Genomic DNA, 11,463 nt, shown 5'->3' on the forward strand with positions numbered 1-11,463 from the left:
GTTATTTTTCATTTAGGAGAAACGCATGGCAAAGATGATCCATTCGATGATCCGTGTTCTGGAAGAGGCGCGCTCCGTTGAATTCTACCGGACGGCATTTGCACTAGACATCGCCGAGCGGCTCGACTTCGAAACCTTCACGCTGATCTATCTCAGCAATCCCGAGACGGAGTTCGAGCTCGAACTGACGGTCAACAAGGGGCGGGACGAGGCCTACGACCTGGGCACCGGCTATGGCCATCTCGCCGTCAGCGTCACCGATCTGGACGCGGAGCACCGGCGCATGGACGACGCGGGTTTCGCGCCCGGCAAGATCGTGGAGTTCAACCGGGACGGTTCGCTGTTTGCCCGCTTCTTCTTTGTCACCGACCCGGATGGCTACAAGATCGAGGTGCTGCAGCGTCACGGGCGCTTCAAGTAAACCATGTTCAGCGTTAGTGCCTAAAGGCGGCTATCGCCCGCGCCTTTTCCCGGGTTTTGTCCATGGCACGGCGTATGCGCGCTCTTGCAGGGCTGACCTCAACGGGATGCGCGACGCTCATGGCATTGCCGCGCCATTCGAAACCGTTGCCGAACCAAGCCGCGAACCAGAGTGCCGGCAAAGCGATGTCGCGGGCGAGCAGCGCCAATGGTGTCCAACGGTCGAGCGGCCAGCGATAGGCGCGGATCAGCGCCAGCTCTATACTGTACCAGGCAATAGCGTATGCGGCGGCTGTTACCGGCGACCATAGTCCCAGCGCTGCGGCCGTGCCGGCGGCGAGGATCGGCAGCAAGCCTCCGGCCAGCAATTCCGGCACGAAGAACAGCACGAAGGAATCGCGTCGCAGTCGGGCCCAGCGCAACTGCCGACGCCAGATGCCGCGCCAGTCGCGGTGACCGATCGGCTGCGGGAAGGGCTTCTCCACCAAGCGAACATTGAGACCTTCGCCCCTGACGATCTTTGTCGAAGCAGCATCCTCCGCCACTTCGGCGGCCAGACGTTCGATGCCGCCATGGCTGTCCAGCAGGCCGCGATGGAGCATCATGGTCTTGCCCTGCGCGAAACCCAGACCGATTTCGTCGGCGACCAGTTGCCACCGGGCCTGGTAGCTGTTGAGCCAAGCGCATTCGACCTCGGCCCAGAAGCCCTCCGGATCCGAGCCCACAGGCGGGGAGCAGACCATGCCGGTGCCGGGCAGCCAGCGCGCGAAAAGGCGTGCAAGGTAGTCGCGCGGCATCAGCACGTTGCTGTCGGCCATCACGATCCAGGGATAGCGGGCCGCCTTCCAGCCCTTGACGAGATTATTGAGCTTCGGGTTGACGCTGACCCGGTCGTCGCCGGTCAAAATCCGTGCGGGTATATGCGGGTTCCTCTCGATCACACGGCGCGCAACGGAGATCGCCGGGTCCGTTTCGGATGCTACGCAGAAGACGATCTCGTAGGGAGAAGGCCAATCCAGCGCGAATGCCGATTCGAGCGTGCGCTCCAGGTTGTTTTCGAGGCCGCAGATGGGGCGGAGGATACTGACCGGAGGCTGCCCCTGGATCGAGGGGCCAGCCTCGTGGCTCGTCGCCCACGCTCGTCGTATCGCCAATGCCGAACTCGTCAGTTGCACCGCGCCGGTCGCCAGGCAGAAGAGCGTCAGTCCATCCATGGTCATGTTCCCGATTCCGCGCCGTTTCGGGCGCGATAGAACGCATATTCGAAGACAGTTTTATGACAGACCGAACGCCTTTGTCGGGACTGTGTTCCCGCGTGCTCGCTTTCTGAAGGCTCTGCCGTTCGGGACTGTCCTGTCAGAGGATGCCAGGTGGAAAAGCCTCGCTTCGGGTTGACACTGTCGACGGGGCGCCTTCAATCGACAGCCCATTCATGAAACGGTGATCCGCATGACTGCCGACGTCAAACTGGAAGAAAGCTGGAAACGGGAACTCGGCGGCGAGTTCGCCAATCCGTACATGCAGCAGCTCAGGGCGTTCCTCGTCGAGGAGAAGGCGCATGGAAAGACGATTTTTCCCAAGGGTTCCGAGTATTTCAGGGCTCTCGATCTTACTCCCCTGGAAGAGGTCAAGGTGGTGATTCTCGGGCAGGATCCCTATCATGGTGCGGGCCAGGCCCATGGACTTTGCTTCAGCGTCCGTCCCGGCATCAGGATTCCGCCGTCACTCGTCAATATCTACAAGGAGTTGCAGTCCGATCTCGGCATCCCACCGGCCCGGCACGGGTACCTAGAGCACTGGGCGCGGCAAGGCGTGCTGCTGCTCAACAGTGTTCTGACGGTGGAGGAAGGTCGCGCCGCAGCGCATCAGGGCAGGGGATGGGAGCGCTTCACCGACGCGGTGATCCGGCTGGTCAACGAGCGTTGCGACAACGTGGTCTTCATGCTTTGGGGGTCCTACGCCCAGAAGAAGGCCTCCTTCGTGGATCGCTCACGCCATCTCGTCCTGAAGGCTCCGCACCCGTCACCGCTGTCCGCGCATAACGGCTTCTTCGGCTCTGCCCACTTTTCCAAGGCAAACGCGTATCTCGAACAGCACGGCAGGGCACCTGTAGATTGGCGTCTGCCGGAGACGCCAGAGATGTCCGAGGCCAAGTGAGGTCGCCTTCGCCTCTCACAGCTTTAGATATGCGCCTCGTCGAAAGCGGTGCTTTCTCCGACGTCCTGCCAGACGGGACGCTTGTGCCGCCTTTTGGCGAGCCAGTCCTCATAGGCGAGGAACATGTCCAGCCTGCGTTCGCCGAAACCCGGTAGAGAGCTCAACGAGAACGGAAGTGGAGAAAATGGATTGCCGCGATGATAGGCGTGCAGTTCCGCGCGGACTGTATGTTTCGGGCTCGTTGCTCTCGAATGAAACGCATAGGTGTCGGCTACTACAATGGTGTTTGCGGGTACGGTAACTTTCTGCGGCGTGAAATCACCCAGCGCTTGCAGTTCCTCCGGCGAGATACGGAACGACCCGGAAGCATGGTGCTGACGATCGTCGTGATGCGCAGCCAGACTTTGGCGGTGTTCCCACTCCAGACGCTCCGGGGTTAGACGGTGGGAACCGGGAACGAAGACGAAAGGTCCGTCATCCGGACCAACGTCCTGGAGGAAAAGCCACGCCTTTGCTGTCGAGTGAAATGTGTCAGCGTGAAGGCTTGTCTGTGGGTCAGCCTTTTTCAAGGCCGGCTCAGCGATCACTGTCTGGATGAAGTAAACGGGTTCACCGGGAAGGCCGGCGACGTAGCGGATCAGCGGTGCGAAGGTCTGCGGAGCGGTAAAAGCCTTTAGATCCGGTATTGTCGACAGAACGTTTGGTCCGAGCGGGATCATTCTGGTCACCGCCTGCCCCTGTCGCATTTCCCGTGCCGGAAGGGGGGTGGAGTGGAGGGTTTCGACCAGCCGTTCGAAAACTTCCCGCGGCAGCGCGTTTTCCCGGATGACATAACCGTCGCGATCGAATGCCTGACGCTCATCGTCACGGACGGAGGGCGCGAGCCATTTGCGTCTTCTTGCTGCCATGTCGGCTGCCAGTTTGACCCGTGCGCGGTGAAGGCCGCGTTCGTTGAGGCCCGGACTGCCTATCACCGGGTTGGTTCTGAACGATTTGCTGCTTCCCAAAACAGCCATGGTCCAAAGCGGATAACGCCACCACTGGCTCGCAATAGACGTTTTCGACATTTCCCCTCCAATGGTGATGTGCAAGGCAACTTACAACGCCTGCTGTGACAGCATAGTTGCACTATTGCGAAAGAAAAGGGCAGGGTTGCGCACCATGAGAGAGGCTTTGCAAAAGCGATGACGGTTGCAGTCGAGAGCTTGAAATTCCCGACGCCGCCAGCCAATCTGTTTTTCCCGATGATAAAAGCCGGATTTTTCAGTGAAAAGCGTTTTCAACCCGCCATCCGTCCGAAAGCCGTTCGGTCACTACAATCACGGCGTTATGGTTCCCCCAGGTGCGAGCCTTCTTGTGACATCCGGGCAGCTGGGCATCCGGCCAGACGACAGCATTCCGGCGGATGTCAGCGGCCAGGCTGAACTTTGCTTCGAGGCGATCAAGGCTATTCTGGATGAGGCGGGAATGTCGTTTGCCGACGTCATCCGTATCTCGGCGTTCGTCACCAAACGCGAGGATTTTGGTCCGTACATGGCCGTGCGCGACCGTTACACTATGGATCCAAAGCCAGTTTCCACACTGATTGTCGTCGGCGGGTTCACCCGGCCCGAGTTTCTGGTCGAGGTGGAGGTCACGGCGGCTAAAGTTTTCTGACGGCTAGCGCGCAACGCTAGTCGTTTACCCAGACATGGTGTGTTCCACCCCTGTCGTTCGCGACCTCTCCGGATTTGATGACGGAACAAAAAAGAGGCGCCGCTGTTTTCCTGCCATCCAAACGAGGAGAAAAGGAAACAGCCATGAAGACCAGGATAATCGCGCTCGCTGCACTTGCAGCCAGTTCGCTTGCAGGGGTGGCCCTTGCGCAGGATTCTACAGTGACTGGTGCGGCCGGTGGTGCAGTAACGGGTGCCATCGTCGGTGGTCCGATCGGAGCGGCCGTGGGTGGTATCGTTGGTGCCGCTGCCGGCACGGCAATCGATCCGCCGCCGGAACGGGTGGTCACCTACGTGCAGCAGGCACCGATGCCGGCCGAAACCGTTGTGATCCAGGAGCGCGTGGCTGTGGGACAGCCTCTTCCTCAGACCGTCGTGCTGACTCCCGTTCCGGAAAATCCGGTCTACGCCTACGCTGTGGTCAACAACCAGCGCGTCATCGTTGATCCCCAGACCCATGTGGTCGTGGGAGTCTACTGAGACAAACAAGCGGCAGGTGCACAGCGCCTGCCGCTTTGGTTCCGAGATATCGCCATGCGCACAATCATCTTTCCTATCATCGTCGCGCTCTCAGTCGTGACAATCAGTTTGCAGACTTCGGCCGTCGCACAGCAGAAGGCGTCGGTGCAGTCCGAGACTCAGGTTGCTGCAAACGTTCAGGCTGTTCAGGACTTTCTGCCTGCAACTCCGGTAGAAATCGGTGTGACCCCTGTTCCTATTCCGGAAAATCGAATGAATGTGCGACGTGTCGGTCCGCGCTTCTATCCCGATCCTGGTGGTGCTTTGGATCTGCGCCGGGACTTATAGTCCCGGACGATGATGATCAAAAAGCCTCCATTTCCTTGCGAACCTTCGCCATGAAGGCGGACCGTGTCTCCTCCGTGCAGTTGTTCATATCGTAATGGGCAAGAAAGCGGACAGGAGCACCGAGCTTCACTTGAGCTCGAATTACACGTGTAATGATCTTTTTCGGCGGATTGCCGACGAGAAAGGCTCTCATCCGCGTGCCGCCGTAGGTCATCACCGAAGCAACTTTCTGGATGTGCCGGAGGGTTGGGGTCAGCTTGCCATCCGTGAGGTCGAAGGAAACACCCATGGTCCACACCCGATCGAAATAGCCCTTCAGCATGGCGGGAAAGCCAAAGTTCCAGACCGGAGTGACAAAGACCAACGCCTCGGCAGCCAGCAGACGGTCGACATGAGGCTGCACCAACTGCGTGTTTTCCGGATAGTCATGATAGACCCGCCGGTCATGGGCAGACATGACGGGATCGAACCCTTCCGCGTAAAGGTCACAGGCATCCACCTCATGGCCCGCTCTGGCAAGGCTGTCGCAGACCAGCCGGAACAGGGCTTTGTTAAAACTTTCCTCGACCGGATGGGAATGAATAACGAGTACGCGCATTTCGAAAAGCTCCAGTTTCCGCCGGAGGCAATCGCTTCCGGCTTCGATTGAAATTTTTCCGCGCCGTTTGTCCCAATGAGGGTGGCCCGCCCGCCTATGCCGGGCCGGCCCTCACCATGATACCATGCGCCGGGTAATGCCGGCCGGGAGTACCTTCGGAAGTTCTGTAGTCGTGTGGGCGGTCTCAAGCCTCCTGGAATGCCTGGAGGCCGGGGAAGAGGTAGTTCTTGCCAGCGGCGAAATCGAAGTCCGGATTGTCCCAGGCAATCATCTTGCCGGGGTTTAGAAGTCCCTTGGGATCGGTCTCCTTCTTGAAGGCGAGCTGGACGGTATCCGTCTGCTTCATGCCGCCTTCCTCGAGCGTATAGCGGTGTGGGTTGAAGATCGGGCAGCCGTGTTCCTCGTGGATACGGATGATCTCTTCGAGCCGTTCCTCGGTGGTATAGCGCACCAGCGGCAGACCGGAGCACTGTATCTGGCCGTCGAACTTGATGAATTCGAGGTGGCCGTAGACCTCGTCCGGGAATAATTCGACCATTTTCGCGACCTTCGCCACATGGTCAGGGCCGGGGTATTGGACCTGCAGATAGGTGAAACCCGTGTCGAGCTTCAGCGCACGCAGCGTCGTGTGGTTCCAGGCGAGTTCGTAGGCATGCGGGATGCCCTTCATGCTCTCGACCGTGTCGGAACGGAAGCGGATATCGCCCTTCATCTTTTCGGCGTAGGCGACGAAGGGTTCCATGGAGTGTGGCGCGACCATCAGCACGACGACCGACTGGCCTTCCTTGAGCCACGGCTTGTGGCGGGTGAAATAGTCGTAGGGGATCGGGGCGGCAATCGGCGCGACTTCCTTGAGCAGGATGCCGTTGCGGTGGGTGAGGGCATCGGCGAACTTCACCGCATCCATGAAATCGTCATAGCCAACGATGACATCGACCCAGTCATAGGCGGGAGCGAGCGGCATCTCGACTTCTGTGATAATGCCGTTGGTGCCGTAGGCATGGCTGACCTTCTGAAGGTCCCAGGCGGAGAGCTCCAGCACGCGCGGCTCTGCTTCCATGGTGACAACGCGCAGGCGCAGGATGTTGCCGAGATCGCGCAGGCCGCCCCAGGTGATCGAGCCGACGCCGCCGGACCCTCCGGCGATGAAACCGGCGATCGTCGCGGTCTGGGCGGTCGAGGGATGGAAACGCAGTTCCTGGCCGGAGTGAGCCTTTGTCTGCTTGTCCAGTTCGGAGATGATCACCCCGGGCTCACAGATGACACGACCGGGGTGGATTTCCTTCACTGCGTTCATGTTCATCAGGTTCAGCACGATGCCGCCGGAGAGCGGCATGGCCTGGCCGTAGTTGCCTGTGCCGCCGCCGCGCGGGGTGACGGGCACGCCGTGGGCGTAGGCAACCTTCAGCGTCCGGATCACCTCTTCCTCGCTCTTCGGTGAGACGACGAGGTCGGCAGTTACGTTGTCGAGCTGCGCCTTCAGGATCGGCGAGTACCAGTAGAAATCCCGACTCTTCTGCTTCACGAGCGCGGGATTGTCCTCGACGGAGATCCCTTCCAGTTCCTTCTTGATCTGCTGGTAGTCGGCCATGGTCGTCAGTCTTTCATCAGCGGGTCAAGTTCACGATAGTCCGGCAGGCTGCGGTCGATGCCCATGCCATTCCGCATCACGATGCGGTCGGCCTGCGGACGGGAGAGGAATTCGCTCCAGCGACGGGCGCTGAAGATCACGAGATCGGCCGGCAGCCCAGCTGCGATACGGCCGACATCTGGGCGACCGAGGATGTCGGCCGGTGAGCGGGTGACCACGCGGGCGGCGTCGTCGAGGGGGTGGTCGAGGTGAATGATGCGGACCGCCTCGCGGAAGACCTCGACGGCATCGAGATCGCCATAGGCATAGAACGGGTCGCGGGTGTTGTCGGAGGACACGGCGGTCGGCACGCCGGCGGCCGCCAGTTCCTTGAACATGGTGACGCCGCGGTAGTGCGGCGTGCGGCCCGGCTGGCGGTCCTGCAGGTACATGTTGCACATCGGCAGCGATACGACGGAGATGCGGGCTTCGGCCACCTTGTCGATCGTGTATTTCGCCACGTCGGCGTCCTGTCGGGTTAGCGAACAGCAGTGGCCGACGGTGACAGCGCCTTCGAAACGGTTGCGCAGCTTGGCTTCAGCGATCGACTTCAGCGTCAGGACTTCTTTTTCCTGCGTTTCATCGACATGAAGATCAATGTCGAGTCCATTATCGGCGGCTGTGCGAAACAGCAGGTCGAGGCCGGCATCGAGGTTTCCCTCCATGCGGGTGACGCCGCCGAGCAGGCCTTTGTGAGCGACGATCACCTCGATCAGGTCTTTGAAGAAGGCCTCGTCGCCGATCTGGTCGAAGGGAAAAAGCGCGACGGCCTGCAGATCGATCTTGCCAGCCCAGGCGTCGCGCACTTCGGAAAACGCCTCGAACGATATGCGGTGCTGCGGCGCGAGGCTGTCGAGATGGGTGCGGATCAGCTTCGTGCCATGGGCATAGGCGGTCCTGAGCGCGAATTCCATCCGGGCGCGTACGTCGCCCGCGTTCCAGCGGGCCTCGCGATCGGCCTTGACCGTTTCCAAGGCGCCCTGGAAGTCACCGGTCGGGTTTGGACTCCGTGGCCAGATATGTCCCTTGTCCAGATGCGTATGCATGTCGACGAAGCAGGGCCAGACCATGCCCTCGTCGAGATCGGTGGACGGAAGGTCCGCAGGTGCCGATCCGACCGGCAGCAGCGCCTCTACCTTGCCTCCGCTGATCACGATGTCGGCGCTTAGCAGACCTTCGCATGTGGGTGCTTGGAAACCATCGACGGTGACGGAGGGCAGGGTCGCGTTGCGCAGCGCGAAGCGGTCGGCTTTTGGCAGAGTTGGAGCAAATGCAGGCATCAGTTTTCCCGTTTCAGGCTGCTTTCATGCCAGCGGTGGAGCGCAAGCCAGGAGATGAACGAGGTGATCGCGAAGATCACGACGCCGAGGCAGGAGAGCAGGAATAGCGCGGCGAACAGGCGGGGAATATTCAGCCGGTATTGCGATTCCAGCAGGCGGAAAGCCAGCCCCGAACCAGCGCCGGCGGAACCCGCGGCGAACTCCGCGACCACGGCCGCAATCAGCGCCAGACCCCCACCGATCCTGAGACCCGTCATGAAATAGGGCAGCGAAGCGGGAAGCTTCAGATAAAGCAAGGTTTGCCAGCGCGAGGCGCCGTAGAGATCAAAGAGGTTCAGCAGATTGTGGTCGACGCTCTTGAGCCCCTGTACCATGTTGGAGAGGATCGGGAAAAAGGCGACCAGGAAGGCGCATATCAGAAGGGCGATCTGGGTCGACGGTGCGTAGATCAGGATCAGCGGCGCGATCGCCACGATCGGGGTTACCTGCAGGATGACGGTGATTGGGTAGAATGCGACCTCGATCCAGCGGGACTGCACGAGGAAGACGGCGATGCCGACGCCGCCGATCAACGCAAGCGCCAGCGAAGCGATGGTGATCTTCGTTGTGACCCACAAAGCTGGCGAGAGCGTGCCCCAATCGTTGAAAAGAGATTTGGCGACGGCCACGGGACCGGGAAGGATGTATTGCGGTACGCCTGAGACGACGACGCCGATATGCCAGAGCAGGATGAGGAAGGCGATGACGCCGACGGGGACGACAACCCGGAGAATCGTTTCGGAATGACGGCCCAGCGCGGATTGTTTTGGTACGGAAAGAATCGCGTTCGCGTCCGCCATCAGTGTTCCTCCCCGCCGATCGCTTCGAGCAGCATGTTGGAGACGTTTTCGCAGGCCTGCCGATACTCTTCCGACGTGCGGTAATGCGCGTCGCGATCGAGGCTGGTGGTCAGCGGGAAATCGGCATGGACCCGACCGGGACGGGCCTTCATGACAACGATACGATTTGAGAGGTAAGCGCTTTCGAAGACGGAATGGGTTACGAAGATGACCGTGATGCCGGTGTCCTTCCACAGGCGCAGGACGTCATCGTTGAGCTTCTGGCGGGTGATCTCGTCGAGTGCTGCAAAAGGTTCGTCCATCAGCAGCAGCTTCGGCTTGGTGACCAACGCGCGGGCGATGGAGACGCGCATCTTCATGCCGCCTGAGAGTTCGCGCGGGTAGGCATCCGCGAAATCCCGGAGACCGACGGTCGCGAGAGTCGCCATGATGTCGTTGCGCGCCGACGCCTTGGAGATGCCACGCAGTTTGAGCGGCAGGTAGACGTTCCCGAACACCGTCTGCCACGGCATCAATGTCGGTTCCTGGAACACGAAAGAGATGTCGCCTTCCGGCAGCCCCTTCGAGTTGATCCGGGAGCTCGGCCAGTCGATTGTGCCGGACGAGGTGTCGCCGAGGCCGGCGATGATGCGCAGCGCCGTCGACTTGCCGCAACCTGAGGGTCCGAGAAGGCTGACGAACTCGCCGCCATTGACGGTGAGCGTCATGTTCGACAGCGCCAGCGTGCCACTGGAAAACATCTTCGACACGCTGTCCATGACGACAAGCGGGCGCCGTGTCTGCGGAGATGCGGCGGACGCGATGGTGGCTGTTGTCGTCTGAACCTGGGAAGCAGTCATTACCGGCCTTGCATTCCATCTGATGGGTTGCCCTCCGCTGATGCCGTGCAACGCGGAGGACAGTTCCCGACTTACTTCTTCAATGCGAGGCCAACGCCCTTGCACACGTATTGCGTGGTATAGGCCTTCTTGTAATCGAGGTCGGCCGGCTGCACACCGATCTGGACCATGGCATCGAAGAAGGCCTTGTACTTGTCGTCGGTCATGCAGCCGATGCCCTTGTCGAGCGCCTCGGCCGATTCGACGATGCCGTACTCCTTCATCTTGGCGATCGAATACTCGATCTGGCCGTCGGTCATCTCGGGATTGTCCTTTTTGATGAGGTCGTTGGCCGCCTTGTTGTCACCATAGAGGTAGTTGTACCAACCCTCGATCGAGGCATCGACGAAACGCTGAACAACGTCGGACTTTGTCTCGACCATCGTGGCGGTCGTCGTGATCATCGTCGAATACGGATTGTAGCCGTTGTCGGCGAGAAGGAAGACCTTTGGCGCCCAGCCGGCCTGCTTCTCAATTTCATAGGGTTCGGAGGTCAGGTAGCCCTGCTGCGCGGACTTGGGATCGGCAATGAAGGGCGCGGGGTTGAAGGTGTAGGGCTTGTACTGTGCGTCGGTGAAGCCTTCGAAGTTCTTCTTCATCCACTCGAAGTAGGTAACGTAGCCGTCCTTGCCCATGAAGATGGACTCGAGCTTGGCGAGATCGGCGAAGGTCTCGATGCCCTGATCGGGGTGGGCGAGCAGGACCTGCGGGTCCTTCTGGAAGATCGCCGCGACATCGATCAACGGGATGCCTTCCTTTACGGCATCCATCTCGCCGAGCGGGCTGCCCATGTAGAAATCGACCTTGCCGGCGATTAGAAGCGAGCGGTTGGCAGCCTGCGGTCCACCCTGAACGATGGTGACCTTCAAGCCGTACTTTTCATAGGTGCCGTCGGCGACGGCCTGGTAGAAGCCGCCATGTTCTGCCTGCGCGAGCCAGTTGGTGCCATATGTTACCTCGTCGAGGGCATAGGCGGGCATGGAGACCGCTGCCGCGCCGGTCAGGCTGAGCGCGGCGACAAAAGACTTGAATATCCGTGCATTGGTCATGGTTTTGAGTTCCCCTGTTAAACCTTGCGGCATCGTGAGACGTGTTCTTCTACGCTCATTTGAGCGGTTGCCATGCGCGATGAAAAGCAT

The 11,463-nt window shown here is 60.2% G+C and carries 13 protein-coding genes; 5 read left to right on the forward strand and 8 right to left on the reverse strand.

The annotated features are described in order from the left end of the window. The first annotated feature begins 25 nt into the window (after positions 1–25). A complete protein-coding gene (locus tag J5J09_RS19510) occupies positions 26–421 on the forward strand; it encodes a VOC family protein (protein WP_208553897.1) in 396 nt (131 codons plus the stop codon). Between the two features lie 13 nt (positions 422–434). Here the strand turns inward: J5J09_RS19510 and J5J09_RS19515 are convergent, their stop codons facing one another. Continuing rightward, a complete protein-coding gene (locus J5J09_RS19515) occupies positions 435–1,640 on the reverse strand; it encodes a ceramide glucosyltransferase (protein WP_208553898.1) in 1,206 nt (401 codons plus the stop codon). A gap of 229 nt (positions 1,641–1,869) precedes the next feature. On the opposite strand from J5J09_RS19515, the gene ung reads away from it, so the two are divergent. Beyond that, positions 1,870–2,577 carry a uracil-DNA glycosylase gene (gene ung, locus J5J09_RS19520; RefSeq protein ID WP_208553899.1) on the forward strand — a complete coding sequence of 236 codons (708 nt, stop codon included), beginning with the start codon at positions 1,870–1,872 and terminating at the stop codon, positions 2,575–2,577. A gap of 23 nt (positions 2,578–2,600) precedes the next feature. Here the strand turns inward: ung and J5J09_RS19525 are convergent, their stop codons facing one another. Continuing rightward, the gene (locus J5J09_RS19525; RefSeq protein WP_208553900.1) at positions 2,601–3,644 is read right to left on the reverse strand and encodes a phytanoyl-CoA dioxygenase family protein; all 1,044 of its coding nucleotides are present in this window, start codon (positions 3,642–3,644) and stop codon (positions 2,601–2,603) included. Positions 3,645–3,843: 199 nt separating this feature from the next. Here J5J09_RS19525 and J5J09_RS19530 point away from each other — a divergent pair, with 199 nt between their 5' ends. The 3 genes from J5J09_RS19530 (at position 3,844) to J5J09_RS19540 (ending at position 5,099) form a co-directional block, all read left to right on the forward strand. Next, positions 3,844–4,233 (forward strand): Rid family hydrolase, encoded by a 390-nt coding sequence (locus tag J5J09_RS19530; RefSeq protein WP_208553901.1) that lies wholly within the window; start codon positions 3,844–3,846, stop codon positions 4,231–4,233. Positions 4,234–4,376: 143 nt separating this feature from the next. Then, on the forward strand, positions 4,377–4,772 hold the full coding sequence (locus J5J09_RS19535; protein WP_208553902.1) for a DUF1236 domain-containing protein: 396 nt from the start codon (positions 4,377–4,379) through the stop codon (positions 4,770–4,772). 54 nt (positions 4,773–4,826) lie between these two features. Beyond that, complete coding sequence (locus J5J09_RS19540) at positions 4,827–5,099, forward strand: hypothetical protein (RefSeq protein ID WP_208553903.1); 273 nt, start codon at positions 4,827–4,829, stop codon at positions 5,097–5,099. Positions 5,100–5,115: 16 nt separating this feature from the next. Here J5J09_RS19540 and J5J09_RS19545 read toward each other — a convergent pair whose 3' ends face one another. The 6 genes from J5J09_RS19545 to J5J09_RS19570 form a co-directional block, all read right to left on the reverse strand. Next, a complete protein-coding gene (locus tag J5J09_RS19545) occupies positions 5,116–5,697 on the reverse strand; it encodes an NAD(P)H-dependent oxidoreductase (protein WP_208553904.1) in 582 nt (193 codons plus the stop codon). Between the two features lie 184 nt (positions 5,698–5,881). Next, positions 5,882–7,288 (reverse strand): FAD-binding oxidoreductase, encoded by a 1,407-nt coding sequence (locus tag J5J09_RS19550; protein ID WP_208553905.1) that lies wholly within the window; start codon positions 7,286–7,288, stop codon positions 5,882–5,884. A 5-nt stretch (positions 7,289–7,293) separates the two neighbouring features. Continuing rightward, positions 7,294–8,607 (reverse strand): cytosine deaminase, encoded by a 1,314-nt coding sequence (locus tag J5J09_RS19555; RefSeq protein ID WP_208553906.1) that lies wholly within the window; start codon positions 8,605–8,607, stop codon positions 7,294–7,296. Then, a complete protein-coding gene (locus J5J09_RS19560) occupies positions 8,607–9,446 on the reverse strand; it encodes an ABC transporter permease (RefSeq protein ID WP_208553907.1) in 840 nt (279 codons plus the stop codon). The genes J5J09_RS19555 and J5J09_RS19560 overlap by 1 nt, the downstream gene beginning before the upstream one ends. After that, entirely contained in the window at positions 9,446–10,204 is a 759-nt protein-coding gene (locus tag J5J09_RS19565; RefSeq protein WP_246746051.1) for an ABC transporter ATP-binding protein, read from the reverse strand. Before J5J09_RS19565 ends, J5J09_RS19560 begins: the two co-directional genes overlap by 1 nt. 152 nt (positions 10,205–10,356) lie before the next feature. Continuing rightward, positions 10,357–11,373, reverse strand: a complete 1,017-nt coding sequence (locus tag J5J09_RS19570; protein WP_246746022.1) for an ABC transporter substrate-binding protein — start codon at positions 11,371–11,373, stop codon at positions 10,357–10,359. Positions 11,374–11,463: the final 90 nt, after the last annotated feature.

The organism is Ciceribacter sp. L1K22 (genome assembly GCF_017599385.1).
GTDB lineage: Bacteria > Pseudomonadota > Alphaproteobacteria > Rhizobiales > Rhizobiaceae > Allorhizobium.